Genomic DNA, 15,134 nt, shown 5'->3' with positions numbered 1-15,134 from the left:
ATGCCGTGCGCGCGGCCCCGTCGGCTCGCGCCGAGTCAGCTCTCGCGGCGCTGCCGCACCGCCTCGGCCAGGCGGTCCAGCTGGCTGGCGGTGGTTTCCCAGTCGAGGCAGGCGTCGGTGATCGACTGCCCGTAGGCGAGCTCGTCGGCGTGGCCGAGGGTGAGGTCTTGGCGTCCCGCGACCAGGAAGCTCTCCAGCATCACGCCGACGACCGCGGTCTCGCCCGCCGCCAGCCGCCGCGCGATGTCGGTGACCACGTCGACCTGCTTGTTGTGGTCCTTGTTGCTGTTGCCGTGGCTGGCGTCCACCACGATCCGCTCCGGCAACGACGCCTTGTCCAGCCGCAGGCACGCCTCGGCGACCGAAGCCGCGTCGTAGTTCGGCCCGTTGCTGCCGCCGCGCAGGATCACGTGGCAGTCCGGGTTGCCGGTGGTGCGGATGAGCGCGGCACGACCGTCGAGGTCGGTGCCGGGGAAGACGTGGCTGGCCGCCGCGGCGCGCACACCGTCCACCGCCACCTGGACGTCGCCGTCGGTGCCGTTCTTGATCCCGACCGGCATCGACAACGCACTGCTGAGCTGGCGGTGCACCTGGCTGGCCGCGGTGCGCGCGCCGATCGCGCCGTAGGACACCAGATCCGCGATGTACTGCGGAGTGATCGGGTCCAGGAACTCGCAGGCCACCGGAAGGCCGAGGGCGGTGATGTCGACCAGCAGCTTGCGGCCGAAGCCGAGTCCGGTGTTGACGTCGAACGAGCCGTCCAGATGCGGGTCGTTGATCAGGCCCTTCCAGCCCAGGCTGGTGCGCGGCTTCTCGAAGTAGACCCGCATCACCACATGCAAGCGGTCGCCGAGTTCGGCGGCCTTCGCCGCGAGACGGCGCGCGTAGTCGAGCGCGGCGGCGGGGTCGTGCACCGAACACGGGCCGACGATCACCATCAAGCGATCATCCGCACCGTTCAGCACGTCGACGGTGGCCCTGCGTCCCGCACGGACGGTGTCGGCGAGGGCATCGGTGATCGGATGCACGCGACGCACCTCCGCCGGTGAACGCAGCGGGCTGACGTTCAGGGTGCGTTGATCATCCAGATCGGAATGCCGTGCGTCGACGTCGGCTGCGGTTGTCATGTCGTGGGTTCCTTTTCTCGGGGCCGACCCACGGACGAGAATCCCGTCGAGCCGGTCCATCGTCCGGCTCGGGGTGGAAGTTCGTCAGCGCATGTGGTTGCCGCAGACCAGCCCACCCGGGGCCGGCTTGCTAAACCAGAAATACACGCGCCGCACGTCGGGGACAGTACCATCCGACAACCGATCGGTGAACGAGGTTGTTAGATATGCCACGGTGCCGGTGGTCGACACGCCTTCCGTCCGCGGAGTCCACGAGCGCCGTTCGCGGTCCACACGGGGGCCGCGAACGGCGCGGGCGATACCGGACGACGTGGGTTCACCCCCACTGGCCCGGAACGTAACTCCCCGCCGGAGTGCGCGCGATGACGTTCATCCGGTTCCAGGCGTTGATCATCGCGATGGCGGCGATGAGGGCGGCGATCTGGTCGTCGTCGTAGTGCTTGCGCACCTCCTGCCACACCTCGTCGCTGACCGCCCGGCCGTCGCCGATCCGGGTGGCCTCCTCGGTGAGCGCCAGTGCGGCCCGCTCGGCCTCGGTGAAGACGGTGGCCTCGTGCCACACGGCGATCAGGTTGAGCCGCACCGAGGTCTCGCCCGCGTGCGCGGCGTCCTTGGTGTGCATGTCGGTGCAGTAGCCGCACCCGTTGATCTGGCTGGCCCGGATCTTCACCAATTCATAGGTCGCGGCATCCAGAGTGGAGTCGTTGATCACCTTGCCGGCCATGGTGAGTCGCTTGATGAAGCTGCCGCCGACCGAGTTGGAGAAGAGTTCGAAGCGCTGTTCCATGATGTCCGTCCTTTGCCGTTCCTTGCGGTTCATCAAGAGGACGACGCGGTGCGGCCGAGTGTGACAACGGACGATGAGACCCGGATCACAGCGCTCGGAAGGTCGAGGGGCGGCTATTCGGTGAAGGCGTAGGTAACTCCGGTCAGCTTCTCCGACAGCTGCCACAAATCGGCCGCGACCTTCTCGTCCTTGGACGCTTTCGACGAACCGGAAGGCCCCGGAAATCCACGCATTCCGCCGAATCCGACCGGGCCGTAGTAGCCGCCGGGCTCGACGTCGGTGGTCGCGGCGTACAACGTCGGCAGCGCGCCCATCGCGGCGCTCTGCGCGAATACCTGGTTGCCCACCGACATCACCCGGTCGAGGAACGACTCGGTGTGCGACTGCAACTCGGTGGACGCGTAGCCGGGATGCGCGGCGACCGAGACCTTCGACGAGCCCGCCGCGGTCAATCTGCGCTGCAACTCGCGAGCGAACATCAGGTTGGCCAGCTTGGCCTGCCCGTAGGCGGCCCACCGCTGATACTTGCGCCGCTCCCAGTTGAGATCGTCCAGATCGATCTTGCCGACCTGATGCGCGCCGCTGGAGACGGTGACGATCCGGTCCGAGATCTTGCCCAGCAGTAGCCCGGTGAGCGCGAAGTGACCGAGATGATTTGTACCGACCTGTTTTTCGAATCCGTCGGCGGTGCGACCTTCTGGCACGGCCATCACGCCCGCGTTGTTGATCAGGACATCGGCCCCGTCGACGCCCTCGGCGAACGCCCGGACCGACGCGAGATCGGCCAGATCCAACTCGCGCACCCGCGCCCGGTCACCCAGCTCGGCGGCCACGCGCTCCCCTTTGGTCACATTCCGGCAGGCGAGCACCACCTCGCCGCCCGCCGCGGCCAGCGCGCGCACCGTCTCGGCTCCCAGGCCACTGTTGGCCCCTGTCACGATGAACTTCCGACCGCTCTGGTCGGGGATGTTCGAGGTGTCCCACCTGGTCATGCCGGAAAGTCTAGTGCGCGGCAGCACCGGGCGGCAGAGTCGAACACGCCCGGGCCGGTCGGAGCGTCGCCAATTTCAAGTAGGGTTGCCTAACCTACATCAGGGAACCCTGGCTTGATTCTTGTGAGGCAGACCGTGACTTCCATACCGACCGAGTCCGCGCATCGCGACGGCTATGTACCTTTCCCGGCGGACAAGGCCGAGGAGTACCGGGCCGCGGGCTACTGGGCCGGACGCCCGCTCGGGGACCTCTTGCGGGCGACCGCGCACCGGCATCCACAGCGTCCCGCGCTGCTCGCCGCGCAGGGCTCACGCAACTACGCCGACATCGACGCCGCCGCGGACCGGATGGCCCACGGACTGCTCGCGCTCGGCATCGCCTCCGGCGACCGCGTGGTGGTCCAGCTGCCGAACGTGCCCGAGTTCCTGACCGTGCTGTTCGGCCTGCTGCGCGCCGGGATCATTCCCGTGTTGAGCCTGCCCGCGCATCGACGGGCCGAAATCGAGCACCTGGCGCGAATTTCCGACGCGGTCGGCTACATCGTCGCCGACCGGGCGGGCGATTTCGATTACCGGGACCTGGCGTCGACCGTGCGAGACGCGGTGCCGTCGCTGCGCCACGTTCTGGTACTCGGCGATCCCGGCCCGTTCACCGACCTCGCCTCGGTACCGCGTGACGGCGGCGAACTGCCCGAGATCGATCCGGGGGACATCGCCTTGATGCTGGTCTCCGGCGGCACCACCGGCCTGCCGAAGCTGATCGCGCGCACGCACGACGACTATCTCTACAACGCCACCGCCAGCGCCGAGCTGTGCGAACTCAGCGAGCGGGACGTGTACCTCGCGACGCTCCCCGCCGCACACAACTTCCCCCTGGCCTGCCCCGGGATCCTCGGCACCGTCGGGGTCGGTGGCGCGGTCGCCTTCGTCAGCGACCCGAGCCCGGAGAACGCGTTCGCCGCGATCGAGCGGCACCGGGTCACGATCACCGCCGTCGTGCCGCCGCTGGCCCAGCTCTGGTGCGCGGCCACCGAATGGGAAGAGGCCGATCTGACTTCGCTGCGGCTGCTCCAAGTGGGCGGCGCGCGACTGGCCGAGGTCAACGCCAAGGAAGTGACCCCGGCGCTGGGCGCGACCTTGCAGCAAGTGTTCGGCATGGCCGAGGGCCTGCTCAACTACACCCGGCTCGACGATCCCGCCGAACTGCTGCACACCAGCCAGGGCCGTCCGCTCTCCCCCGCCGACGAGATCCGCGTGGTGGACGGCGACGGCAACGACGTGGCGCCCGGCGCCGAGGGCGAACTGCTGACCAGGGGTCCGTACACGATCCGCGGCTACTACCGCGCACCCGAGCACAACGCGCGCGCGTTCACCCCGGACGGTTTCTATCGCAGCGGAGACCTGGTCCGCCGCCTGTCCAGCGGGCATCTCGTGGTGTCCGGCCGGATCAAGGACGTGATCAACCGCGGCGGCGAGAACGTCTCCTGCGACGAACTCGAGGAGCACCTGCTCGCCCATCCCGCCGTCCGGCACGCGGCCGCCGTGGGGCTACCGGACGCGGCGCTGGGCGAAAAAGTCTGCGCCGTCTTGGTCGTCGACGGCGAGATGCCCACGCTGGCCGAGATCAAGACCTTCCTGACCGCGCGCGGGCTGGCCACCTACAAGCTGCCGGACGTGCTGCGCCGCAGCGACGCATTGCCGATCACCGCGGTGGGCAAGATCGACAAGAAGGCCCTGCGCGCCGCGCTGTAGCACTGCTGGAAGACCGACGGGCAGCGCATCATCGGTGCGCTGCCCGTGCGGCTTCCCCTATGCCTTGACGACGTAGGGCGCGATGCTGCCCAGCTTCTCGCAGGTCTCCTCGAATTCGCGCTCCGGCCGCGACTGGCCGACGATGCCCGCGCCCGCGCGCAGCCAAGCTCCCTCGGCGTTCTGGTACACCGCGCGCAACACGAGGGTCGCCTCCATCGCGCCGGTCGGCGAAACGGTGACCACCGCACCGGAATACAGCCCGCGCGGGTCGTGATCGAGCCGGAACACCGAGTCGACGCCCGCACGCTTGGGAATCCCCGAGGCGGTCACCGACGGGAACAGCACCTCCAGCGCGTCCCAGCTGGACCGGTCGGCCGCCAGCCGTCCACGCACCGTGGACGCCAGATGCTGCACACTGCCCCGCTCGCGCACGGCCATGAAATCCGATACCGCGGGCGTGCCGGGGTCCGCGACGGCCGCGATCTCCGCGAACGAGGTCTGCACCGAGATCGCGTGCTCGACGATCTCTTTCGGGTCGGTCACCAGGTCGGCCCTGGCGGCGAGGTCGGCCGCGGAACCACGCCCGAAGGCCCGGGTACCCGCCAGCGGTTCGGTGGTCACCACCCGGTCGTCGTCCACCGACGCGACCAGTTCGGGGCTGAAGCCCGCCGCCTCCAAACCGCCGAGCCGCAGCAGGAACGAGCGCGCGGGCGTGTTGTGCGCGCGCCCGAGGCGATAGGTGGCCGGAACGTCCACGGTGAACGGCAGATCGACCTTCCTGGACAGGATGACCTTCTGATACCGCCCGGCCTGGATCTCGCCGACCGCCTCGGCCACCCGGTCGCGGTAGCCGGTCGGATCGATGCGGATGTCGGCAGGCTGCGCCCGCGGCAGTTCGGTGTTCTGCGACTGCGCGATCAGGTCGTGGATGTCGCCGGTCTCCGTCGGCGTCGCACCCGATATCCGCACGCCGGATTCGCCCACCCGCACCTCGATTCGGGGCACCATCAGGTGCGCGATCGCGGTGCGCGGGTCCAAGTGCTCGGTGGCGTCGAGCGCCCACGCGCAGAACTCGAATCCGATCCAGCCGTAGGCGTTGCGCTCGTCGAGGGGAAGCGCGCCGAGCGCGCGATCGATCACACCCGCCGGATTGCCTTCCCACCGGCTGGCCGTGGTCTGGCCCTCCCAGGTGACGCGCAGCTCCCGCACGTCCAGTTCGACACTGCCGATCGGATCGGCGGCGAACACCCACTCCCCCGGACGCTCGTACATCACGTACTCGCCGAACCGATCCGCCCCCGCCAGCCGGGACATCGCTGCCGCCGGATCGGTCACATACTCAACCCGCAGGCGTTCCGTGGTCGACAACGATCCTCCAAAGGTAACCCTGGCCTAACTTGTGCAGGTAAGGTTAGCATTACCTCCTTCACGGTGCGGGTGTGCTCGCGGCCACAGCCGGGCCCCGAGCGATCACCGCGGGACGGAGGTCCCCGTACGGCAAGTACTTTCGCCGCACGCGCCCCGCATCCCGTGCGACGATCACGCCATCCCGTGCCCGCCGAACCGAACTCGACGCGCCGACTGCCTGCGGGGAATACATCCGCCGGGATTGAATAGTGGAGAGCGTCACCTGCGGAGGGAAGAACATCGATGATCGATCACCGCGGCGATTCACCCGCGACAACCCGGCCCGAGACCGCACCGCGATCGGTGGTGGCCCTGATCGACGCCGCCTCGGGGGTGGAACGCGAACTCGTCGGCAAGTGGCTCGCCGACGGCGGGATCAGCGCGGAATTGGGCACCGACGCACCGGTCACACAGCTGGACCTGGACGCGGGCGCCATCGCCGCCCGGCTGGTTGGCAGGCGTGACGATCCGCTGGTGGTGCCGATCCGCGTGCTGTGGCTGCCCCCGGAACGCGACGGCGTACGCCGAGTCACGTTCGCCGATCTCGCCCTGCTGACCAACCCGCGCAAACCCAATCGGCTGGCGCAGCGCAGGCTGCTGGCCAAGTCGCCGGACCGGCACGTCGTATTGACCGGCGCGCCCGCCCGGCTCAGCGAACTGCGCGCGAACAACCCCGAGGCTTCGACGCTGTTCGACAAGGGCACCGCCGAGCCGTTCGCCCGCGCCGTCGTGCGCGCGGCGGTGGTGGCGCTCGAACGCGCCGAACGCACCATCATCGGCGACCGGTACAAGGTGCCCAAGCTGGTCGCGGAGGAGATTCTCGACTCCCCCGACTTCCTGCGCAGGCTGGAGCTGATCGCCGACCAGATCGGGGCGAGCCCGCACGAGGTGTACCGCCGCGCGGAGAAGGGGCTCAACGAACTGGTCGCCGCCCAGAGCAGGCTGGTCTCCGACCTGTTCACCCAGGCCATGCGGCCGGTGCACGCCTCGACCTGGAAGGTGGACCCCGACGAGTCCGGCCTCACCGGGTTGCGCGATCTCAACCGCCGCTATCCGCTGGTGTTCCTGCCCTCGCACCGCTCGTACGTCGACGCGTTCGTGCTGGGAGACGTGCTGGCCCGCAACGACTTCCCACCGAACCACGTGATCGGCGGCGCGAATCTGGGCTTCTGGCCGATGGGCCCGATCGCCCGGCGCACCGGGACGGTGTTCATCCGGCGCAGCTTCGGCGACGACGAGGTCTACAAGGCCGTCGTGGAGGAGTACTTCGCCTACCTGCTGGCCAAGCGCTTCAACCTGGAGTGGTACTTCGAAGGCGGCCGCACCCGCACCGGCAAGCTGCGGCCACCGCGCTACGGCCTGCTGAACTACCTTGCCGCGGCAGTTCGTTCGAACCGCATCGACGACGTCATGCTGGTGCCCGTCTCGATCACCTACGAGCGGCTCAACGAACTCGGCGCCATCGCCACCGAGCAGGAAGGCGGCAAGAAGAAACCCGAGGGGCTGACCTGGCTGGCGCGCTACATCCGCAGTCAACAACACTCCGCCGGGCACGTCTACGTCCGCTTCGGCGAGCCGCTGTCGGCTCGCGATCGGCTTTCCGCGTACGGCGATCCGCTCACGACCCCGCCGCTGACCATCCCGCTGCACCACACCGAGCCGATTCCGCCGCCGCGCCCCGAAGCGGGCGTCGTCGACAGCGATCCGCCGGAAGTCGCCGAGCTGGAACGGAAGGCCGTGCAACGGCTGGCTTTCGAAGTCGCGGTCGGCATCAACGCGGTCACGCCGATCACGGTCAACGCGCTGGTCACCTTGGCGCTGCTGGGAGTGGACGGGCGCGCCCTCACCCTCGGCGAGGTGCGCACGGTGCTCAACCCGGTGCTCGGCTACATCGACAAGCGCGAACTGCCGCGCGGCGAACTCGACGCGCTGCGCGACGAACAGGGCCTGGCCGTGGTGCTGGAACAGCTTTCGATGGCCAAGGTGGTGACGGTGTATCGCGGCGGGATCGAGCCGGTGTACTCGATCGAGCCGGGTGCGCATCTCGAAGCCGCCTTCTACCGCAACAGCGCCGTGCACTGGTTCGTCAACCGCGCCATCCTCGAGCTGTCCATCCTGACCGCGGTCGACAACGACGAGGCCGACGCCCTCGACACCGGCTGGGACGAGGCGTTCCGCCTGCGCGATCTGCTGAAGTTCGAGTTCTTCTTCCCCGAGCGCGGCGAGTTCGCCGATCAAATGGTCGCGGAGATGCTCCTGGTGGATCCGGACTGGTTCAGCCACACCCGGCGCGACACCTTCGGCTCGGACATCCTGGCGAAGCTCACCGCATCCGGCTTCACCATGGCCCACCGCGTGCTGCGCTCCTTCGTCGACGCGCAGCTGGTGGTAGCCGAACGGCTCGCCGCCCGGGACGCGTGCGACGAGATCGACCGCAAGGAGTTCATCACCGAATGCGTCGCGGTCGGCAAGCAGATGAAGCTGCAGCAACGACTGCACAGCCCGGAGTCGGTCTCCACCGAGTTGTTCACCAGCGCCCTGAAGCTCGCCGACAACTACGGCCTGCTGGAGGCGGCGGCCGACGACGACCCGGAACAGAGCCGCGCGGAATTGCTGCGGCGCAGAATCGAATTCGCCGAACGTCTGCGCGATATCGGGATCCGCATCGCGCAGGCCGCCGCGCTCGACCCGTCCAACCGGGAGGCGCGGTGAGCGATCGACGCCAAAGCACGGTGGTATCCGGGAGGTTCGATGACCGACGCGCGCGCTGATCTCGACACCGCGCTCGCCGCCATACGTTCCGGACCGCAGGGCCGCGCGATCGCCGCGGTCTTCGATTTCGGTGGCACTGTCATCGACGGTCCCGGACCGCGGCACCGGCGGCGCCGCAAGCCCGCCGACGTGCTGCTCGGCGGCATCCGCAAGCACATGACCGACGGCGAATACAGCCGGTTCCTCCGGGAGCTGTCCGAGGCGCTGGCCGGGCGTTCCGAAGAGGAACTCGACGAACTGGGCAGGCGTCTGTTCCAGCACACCGTCTACGAGTACCTCTACCCCGAGGCATGGCAGCTGATCCGGACGCACCGAGCGGCCGGGCACACCATCGTCCTGGTCAGCTCGCTGACCCGATTCCAAGTCGCCCCCGCCGCAGCGCAACTGGGCATCGAGCACGTGCTCTACACGCCCATGGCCACCGACGACGGCGTGCTCACCGGGCATCCCGATGGAAAGGCGCTCTGGGGCAACCGCAAGGCCGAGGCGGTCGCCGAGTTCGCCGCCACGCACGAGGTGGATCCGAGCCGCAGCTACGCCTATGCCGGCGCGGTCGCCGACCTGCCCCTGCTGTCGCTGGTGGGGCGTCCCGTGGCGGTGAACCCCGACGACGCGCTGAACGCCATCGCCGACCGGCAGCGCTGGAGCGGGCTGGTCTTCCGGCCGCGTCCCAGGCCGCGTGCGAGCGACTACGCGCGTACCGCCGCGGGGTTCGCCGGGCTGCTCGGCGGCGCGCTGTTCGGCGTCGCGGCGAAAGCGCCCACGAAGGACCGGCAACAGATGGCCGACGCGTTGATGGCGCACGCGGCGCGCAACACGCTGCGCATCGCGGGAGTGCGGGTGCGGGTCACCGGCGCCGAGAACGCGAAATCGCCGCGGCCCGCGGTCTTCCTGTTCAACCATCAGAGCCAGTTCGACATCATCATCGTCCCCGAAGTGCTCGGCGGCGGCGTGACGGCGATCGGCAAGAAGGAGCTGACCAAGAATCCGGTCTTCGGACCGCTCATGCGCTTCGTCGGCGTGACGTTCATCGATCGCACGAACAGCGAGCAGGCCAGGGCCGCGTTGCGACCGGTGGTGGAGACTCTGCGCGGCGGCTTGTCGGTCGCGGTGGCTCCGGAAGGAACTCGTTCCTACACCCCAGAGGTCGGGCCGTTCAAGAAAGGCGCGTTCCACATCGCGATGCAGGCGGGGGTGCCGGTGATCCCGGTCGTCATCCGGAACGCGGGTGAGATCTGCCGACGCAACGCGATGGTCGCCCGCCCCGGCACGGTCGACGTGGCGATTCTCGATCCGATCGACGTCAGCGCGTGGGATCCGGGCGATCTGGACGACAAAGTGGCAGAGGTACGCCGATTGTTCGTCGAGACGCTCCTGAATTGGCCCCGCTGATCAGCTGAGAGCACGCCGCGCAGCTTTTTCCCTGCTCGGCCGCTGTACTGCCGTGGGTGGTCGGCGGCGGCGCGACCGTCGCCGCGCACTCGGACATCGTCGGTTCCCGTCGCCCTGTCGGCGATTCACCTGGTGCTCGTGACGAGTCGGAGGCGACGGGCAACCGGCTCGTCGGACGCTGACCGCAACCACGGCGGGCCCGCTCCCTCAGGAAGCGGGGCCCGTCGGCATGTGCTCAGACCGCGCGGCCGAACAGCAGCTTCCACGGCATGAGCGCCGACTCGAGCTGCACTTTGAGGCTCATCTTGGACGCGCCGAGTGTCCGTTCCTCGAACCGGATCGGCACCTCGGCGATCGCGACACCCTTCTTGATGGTGCGGTAGTTCATCTCGACCTGGAAGGAGTATCCGTTGCTGCGGATCGAGCCCACGTCGATGGCGCGCAGGGTGTCGGCTTTCCACGCCTTGAAGCCCGCGGTGGCGTCCTTGACGCCCAGCCGCAGGATCAGGTTCACGTAGAAGTTGGCCCAGGCCGACAGCGCCTTGCGGTACCACTTCCATTCCGAGGCGGTCGAGCCGCCCGGGACGTAGCGGGAACCGAGCACCACGCCCGCGTCGGTGGTGGTCAGCTTCTCCAGCATGGCCGGGATCACTTCGGCGGGATGCGACAGGTCGGCGTCCATCTGGATCACCACGTCCGCGCCTTCGTCCAGCGCGCGCGTGATGCCCGCCACGTACGCACGCCCCAGCCCGTCCTTCTCGGTCCGGTGCAGCACACCCACCACGTTCGGCAGTTCGGCGGCCAGCTTGTCGGCCACCTCACCGGTGCCGTCCGGCGAGCTGTCGTCCACCACGAGTACGTGCAGGTCGGGCACCGGCAGCGCGGTCAGCCGCTCCACCGCAACCGGCAAATTCTCCCGCTCGTTGTAGGTCGGCACAACAACGGTAACCCTCAAGGGTCGCCCTCCCTGCTGATCCTGGTTTCCGCTCGCAGCCCACGCCAGGACCTCCGAGCATTCGTCGAGTTCTGGAGAACCGTACTCGATACACCTGATCGCGAACTGAGCGGCCGCACCCGGTGCCACACCGCCCGAGCCTCCGACCTGCGGCTCAAGATCAACTTCACCGTCCGGGGGAAGTCTTTCCGCGAGCCATTCCCCCGCGCCGCCTCAGTCGCCGTCCCGCCAGGCCCGGTCCCGGGCATCTTCCCGCGTGTTGCGCGCCTGCGCGATCTCGAGCGCACGTTCCGCCGTCGCCTGGTCCGGGTACGGCCCCATCCGATCGCGGAACCAGCACTGCCGACCTTGCTCGGCTCGTTTGTGCTTCAAGCAGTAATACCAGCGCTCAGCCATACCTCCAGCATCCCACCGAACACCACGCCTCAACCGCGTTTACGCCATCCGTTGCCGGACTCGGCGACCGCTTTTCACCACCAGAGGCTTCGGTAATGGACGAGCGCGTCACACAGGAGGACCACACCGAAGATCGCGAACAGTATGCGCACCGAAATCGGGCCGTATGCGGTGATAATGCGAACAACTTTTCGATACATCCGCCGCGCGCCGGTCGTCCGCCGCAGCGCGAGGCCGAGTATCACCAGCGGCGGCAGCAATGCGAGCGCGCAATACGCGACGACGATCAGTGGCCACAACGTGGGCAGCGGATGCCGCGCGGAGATCATCGCGAGTCCGGCGAGATAAGGCACCGCTGTCGGGGCCTGCGCGATACCGATCGCCACACCGAGGCCGGCGAGTATCCACGGTCGGCGGCGCAATGCCGGCGCCCGCCGCGGGGCGGCCGTTCCCGTCATTCGAATGCTCGCGAGAACGATCAACAACACCCCGGCGGCGAGTTCACCCCAGTACCGAATTGCCGGCGTGATCTCGAAGTCGATCAGATCGGTCAGAAAGCCGATCCCCAGGATGGTGCAGATCCCGAAGGCGGTGGTGACGGCGAAGACGCCCGCCAGCAAGCTCAGACCGCCCACCAGCGGCGAGCGACGGCTCAACCTGCTGTCGTAGACCACAGCCGTGGTGACGCCGATCAGCAACAGGTCGAGCGAGTCGAGGAAGGCGAACCCCGCGAGGGCGAGGAGAAGGGTCGACATGGCCGCGCCAGCCTACCCGCGGCGGCCGGGTGACCACCCGATCCCGAACCCGGATGCGGCACCGTGTGATTCACCACACCCCGCCTCCCGATCGCATACTCGGAGCCGCGCCGACCCGATGATCGAGCCCGCCCCACCGTGTCGACGGACGGATGCCGTCGAGCGAAATCAAGTCAGCGTCTCCCTCACCAAGCGGGCATCAACGCGCCCCACTGCCGACGCCCGGAGACCCACCAGAACGACCCCACCGATAAGCGGGGATTCGAATCCGAGCGAAATCGCCCACCTGCGGACCACCTCGACCGCTCCTACGGCCGATCGGTGGCCTGCGGCACCTACCTGAACCACATCCTCCTCCCACCGTGGAGGACCAACCAGAACGAGACGGGCCAAAAGGCGGGCTCGATCGGGACGCAACTGCCCTGCTCGAACCGGTTGACGGGCGTGCACGCCTCCGCTGCCATCCGGATGGTGTCCATCAACCCCGGGGAAAGCCGAATACACAGGCGTCCTAGGCGATGAAAACCAAACCGAACGACAACCACCGAACGCAACCACAACCAATGGGGGTCCGGGGGCGAAGCCCGCCGGGCGGGGCGTGGGGGTTGCACCCTCACAAGAAATGACGAAACGAGCCCCGTTCACGCATTCCGTGAACAGGGCTCGTCTACGAGTGGAGTGGCCAGGGCCGGGATCGAACCGGCGACCTTCCGCTTTTCAGGCGGACGCTCGTACCAACTGAGCTACCTGGCCGCAGGCACCCGAAGTGAATGCCATACGCGAAACGCCGGATATCTCCGGCGCTTACTTGCGACCCTGACGGGACTCGAACCCGCGACCTCCGCCGTGACAGGGCGGCGCGCTAACCAACTGCGCCACAGGGCCATGCTCTGCTACCAACGATCCGAAGATCGTACCCCCTACGGGATTCGAACCCGCGCTACCGCCTTGAAAGGGCGGCGTCCTAGGCCGCTAGACGAAGGGGGCTCGCCCCGGATTTCTCCGGACCGGCTTTCAACGGCTGTCCGTTGGGAGCTGGGATAGCTTATGACAGACCGGACTCGATTCCCAAACCGGCTGGTCAGAGGCTCAAACCGAGCTCCTCCAAGCGGGCCTGGGTGCGCCAGCCGTCGCTGCGGAACTTCTCCAGCCATTCCGGGGTGGCCATCGCCTCCATCACGACCTCGAGCGCCTCCTCGAACCGTGCCCGCAGATCGACCTGCCCGCCGAGCAGGTCCACCATGTACCGCTGGCCGGCGAGCGCGGCGGCGAGCGTGCGGGTGAACCGGTCGGGGTCGGCGTCGGCGCGCAGCTGCCCGTGGTCGATGGCACGGACGGTGAGCACCCTGGTGGTGCGGCCCAGGATGCGGCCGCCACCGGCCTGCACGTCACGGTAGAAGTCCGGCTCGATGATCAGCCGGTACTCGGCCTGCACGATGATGTCGTGCTCGAGCCGCAGCGCGATCTCGTCGACCACCCCGTGCAGGATGTCCAGCGGGCTGAGATCCGTTCGGGCCAGCCAGCGCTCGGCGGAGGCACGGTAGCGTTCCACCGCGGTCTCCAGCACCGCGCGTGCCAGATCTTCTTTCGAATCGAAATGGAAGTACATGGCGCCCTTGGTGGCACGCGACCCTTCCAATATGCGGTTGAGCGATGCAGCGGCATAGCCGCTCTTCCCGAACTCAACGGCGGCGGACCTGATAATCGCCGCCCGTGTCCGGCGCGCCCGCTCTTGCTGCCGTGCCATGCTCGAAACGCCTCCGAAGCCTACTCGCCGCCAATCAGCCACTCCCGAAGGAACGGACCCTCGGCGCGAATTCATGAGTTTTATCAATACGTCGAACCCGGTTTTCGACCGATTTCAAACCTTCGGTACGAAAACTCGCGGAAAACCTGTAACACACCAGCTGGTATAGTTTGCCTGCCCGGGTGCGCCGCAGGGGGTGCGCATCCGGGCATTTCTTCGTCCTGAACGTGCCTCCTCCTGCGGCATCGAGTTCCGTCGAGCCGTGGCCGGCCGGACCGGCCGCGGCGCCTTCGGACACGGAAACGACAATCCGAATTCCGCGGCGCCGATCGAGTCGACGATTCTTTCGGAATTCACCAAGGCGTCACCGTACCCGGAATCCCGATCCGACACGCGGCAAACCGAGGAGTCAGGTGGCCATCCGATTCCGCTTTCTGTTACGGCAAATATTCGGCAACCCAACCGGCCCCTCCGGAGGGTGCGCGAATTCGCCAGCGGCCCAGGATTGTTCATGCGAGCCGACCGGCAAGCCGGACAACCGGCCGCCGCCCACGTTTCGCCCGCCAACCCGCCCCACGAGCCTCGCCCGGCCAGAGCCGTTCACCCCCTGCAAATCCAAAGACATTGCCAGCCAACACGATTGAATGATATCCAGATCCAGCTAAGATGAACAAAGCTGGGTGCCAAGTGTTTACCGCCCGCATCGCCCTCCGCGCACGCCGTGTTACCCACCGCCACGCCGCCCCGCGACGCACCCGCCCCGCCACACCGACCCAACCCATCCATCCCGCCCGCCGACACGAACTCCCCCGATTGGGGCATCCGCCCCCGATCCCACTACACTGTTCCTCCGCGCCCCTATAGCTCAGTTGGTAGAGCTACGGACTTTTAATCCGCAGGTCGTAGGTTCGAGCCCTACTGGGGGCACAGCGGTCGGGGGGGGGGGGGGGCCCCCCGCCCCCCCCCCGGGGGGGGGGGGGGCGGGGGGGGGCCCCCCCCCTAAAGAACCCCACGCACCACCCCCGCCCGGACCCCACCCCACAAGCACACCC

Annotated in this window: 11 protein-coding genes and 4 tRNA genes; 4 read left to right on the top strand and 11 right to left on the bottom strand. The window is 68.1% G+C overall.

The genetic code is table 11. From position 1 onward, the window contains the following. Window positions 1–35 precede the first annotated feature (35 nt). The 3 genes from ACGF7Y_RS13635 to ACGF7Y_RS13625 all read right to left on the bottom strand — a co-directional run bounded on the left by ACGF7Y_RS13635 (window position 36) and on the right by ACGF7Y_RS13625 (window position 2,906). Entirely contained in the window at window positions 36–1,127 is a 1,092-nt protein-coding gene (locus ACGF7Y_RS13635) for a 3-deoxy-7-phosphoheptulonate synthase (protein ID WP_393233212.1), read from the bottom strand. A 316-nt stretch (window positions 1,128–1,443) separates the two neighbouring features. After that, on the bottom strand, window positions 1,444–1,914 hold the full coding sequence (locus ACGF7Y_RS13630) for a carboxymuconolactone decarboxylase family protein (protein ID WP_393233210.1): 471 nt from the start codon (window positions 1,912–1,914) through the stop codon (window positions 1,444–1,446). Between the two features lie 113 nt (window positions 1,915–2,027). Beyond that, the gene (locus ACGF7Y_RS13625) at window positions 2,028–2,906 is read right to left on the bottom strand and encodes an oxidoreductase (RefSeq protein WP_393233207.1); all 879 of its coding nucleotides are present in this window, start codon (window positions 2,904–2,906) and stop codon (window positions 2,028–2,030) included. A gap of 135 nt (window positions 2,907–3,041) precedes the next feature. On the opposite strand from ACGF7Y_RS13625, the gene ACGF7Y_RS13620 reads away from it, so the two are divergent. After that, on the top strand, window positions 3,042–4,658 hold the full coding sequence (locus ACGF7Y_RS13620; protein ID WP_393233204.1) for a (2,3-dihydroxybenzoyl)adenylate synthase: 1,617 nt from the start codon (window positions 3,042–3,044) through the stop codon (window positions 4,656–4,658). Between the two features lie 57 nt (window positions 4,659–4,715). Here ACGF7Y_RS13620 and nbtS read toward each other — a convergent pair whose 3' ends face one another. Beyond that, window positions 4,716–6,026, bottom strand: a complete 1,311-nt coding sequence (nbtS, locus tag ACGF7Y_RS13615; protein WP_393233201.1) for a nocobactin biosynthesis salicylate synthase NbtS — start codon at window positions 6,024–6,026, stop codon at window positions 4,716–4,718. A gap of 282 nt (window positions 6,027–6,308) precedes the next feature. Here nbtS and ACGF7Y_RS13610 point away from each other — a divergent pair, with 282 nt between their 5' ends. Together ACGF7Y_RS13610 and ACGF7Y_RS13605 are read left to right on the top strand one after the other, a co-directional pair. Further along, complete coding sequence (locus ACGF7Y_RS13610; RefSeq protein WP_393233198.1) at window positions 6,309–8,777, top strand: glycerol-3-phosphate 1-O-acyltransferase; 2,469 nt, start codon at window positions 6,309–6,311, stop codon at window positions 8,775–8,777. Window positions 8,778–8,816: 39 nt separating this feature from the next. Then, the gene (locus tag ACGF7Y_RS13605; protein WP_393233196.1) at window positions 8,817–10,229 is read left to right on the top strand and encodes an HAD-IB family hydrolase; all 1,413 of its coding nucleotides are present in this window, start codon (window positions 8,817–8,819) and stop codon (window positions 10,227–10,229) included. A 235-nt stretch (window positions 10,230–10,464) separates the two neighbouring features. Here ACGF7Y_RS13605 and ACGF7Y_RS13600 read toward each other — a convergent pair whose 3' ends face one another. The 7 genes from ACGF7Y_RS13600 to ACGF7Y_RS13570 all read right to left on the bottom strand — a co-directional run bounded on the left by ACGF7Y_RS13600 (window position 10,465) and on the right by ACGF7Y_RS13570 (window position 14,082). Further along, on the bottom strand, window positions 10,465–11,184 hold the full coding sequence (locus tag ACGF7Y_RS13600; protein WP_357038667.1) for a polyprenol monophosphomannose synthase: 720 nt from the start codon (window positions 11,182–11,184) through the stop codon (window positions 10,465–10,467). 213 nt (window positions 11,185–11,397) lie between these two features. After that, window positions 11,398–11,580, bottom strand: coding sequence for a hypothetical protein (locus tag ACGF7Y_RS13595; RefSeq protein WP_040864775.1), 183 nt, complete (start codon window positions 11,578–11,580; stop codon window positions 11,398–11,400). Window positions 11,581–11,654: 74 nt separating this feature from the next. Then, window positions 11,655–12,335 carry a GAP family protein gene (locus tag ACGF7Y_RS13590; protein WP_393233192.1) on the bottom strand — a complete coding sequence of 227 codons (681 nt, stop codon included), beginning with the start codon at window positions 12,333–12,335 and terminating at the stop codon, window positions 11,655–11,657. Window positions 12,336–13,014: 679 nt separating this feature from the next. Next, window positions 13,015–13,088: transfer RNA gene (locus tag ACGF7Y_RS13585), tRNA-Phe, on the bottom strand. Window positions 13,089–13,146: 58 nt separating this feature from the next. Next, window positions 13,147–13,220 (bottom strand) — tRNA-Asp (locus ACGF7Y_RS13580). A 29-nt stretch (window positions 13,221–13,249) separates the two neighbouring features. Beyond that, window positions 13,250–13,322: transfer RNA gene (locus ACGF7Y_RS13575), tRNA-Glu, on the bottom strand. Window positions 13,323–13,416: 94 nt separating this feature from the next. Beyond that, window positions 13,417–14,082 (bottom strand): TetR/AcrR family transcriptional regulator, encoded by a 666-nt coding sequence (locus tag ACGF7Y_RS13570; RefSeq protein ID WP_040864773.1) that lies wholly within the window; start codon window positions 14,080–14,082, stop codon window positions 13,417–13,419. 854 nt (window positions 14,083–14,936) lie between these two features. On the opposite strand from ACGF7Y_RS13570, the gene ACGF7Y_RS13565 reads away from it, so the two are divergent. Then, a tRNA-Lys gene (locus ACGF7Y_RS13565) sits at window positions 14,937–15,009 on the top strand. Window positions 15,010–15,134 lie beyond the last annotated feature (125 nt).

The sequence above is a fragment of the Nocardia sp. NPDC047654 genome (genome assembly GCF_043205035.1).
GTDB lineage: Bacteria > Actinomycetota > Actinomycetes > Mycobacteriales > Mycobacteriaceae > Nocardia.
The sequence above is the reverse complement of the archived record's forward strand: the minus strand, read 5'-3'. Positions and strand labels throughout refer to the sequence as shown.

Bases quoted from the DNA above. Each gene is read 5' to 3' on its own strand.
- ACGF7Y_RS13635 (WP_393233212.1), bottom strand. From the start codon at position 1,127: ATGACAACCGCAGCCGACGTCGACGCACGGCATTCCGATCTGGATGAT.
- ACGF7Y_RS13630 (WP_393233210.1), bottom strand. From the start codon at position 1,914: ATGGAACAGCGCTTCGAACTCTTCTCCAACTCGGTCGGCGGCAGCTTC.
- ACGF7Y_RS13625 (WP_393233207.1), bottom strand. From the start codon at position 2,906: ATGACCAGGTGGGACACCTCGAACATCCCCGACCAGAGCGGTCGGAAG.
- ACGF7Y_RS13610 (WP_393233198.1), top strand. From the start codon at position 6,309: ATGATCGATCACCGCGGCGATTCACCCGCGACAACCCGGCCCGAGACC.
- ACGF7Y_RS13605 (WP_393233196.1), top strand. From the start codon at position 8,817: ATGACCGACGCGCGCGCTGATCTCGACACCGCGCTCGCCGCCATACGT.
- ACGF7Y_RS13595 (WP_040864775.1), bottom strand. From the start codon at position 11,580: ATGGCTGAGCGCTGGTATTACTGCTTGAAGCACAAACGAGCCGAGCAA.
- ACGF7Y_RS13590 (WP_393233192.1), bottom strand. From the start codon at position 12,335: ATGTCGACCCTTCTCCTCGCCCTCGCGGGGTTCGCCTTCCTCGACTCG.
- ACGF7Y_RS13570 (WP_040864773.1), bottom strand. From the start codon at position 14,082: ATGGCACGGCAGCAAGAGCGGGCGCGCCGGACACGGGCGGCGATTATC.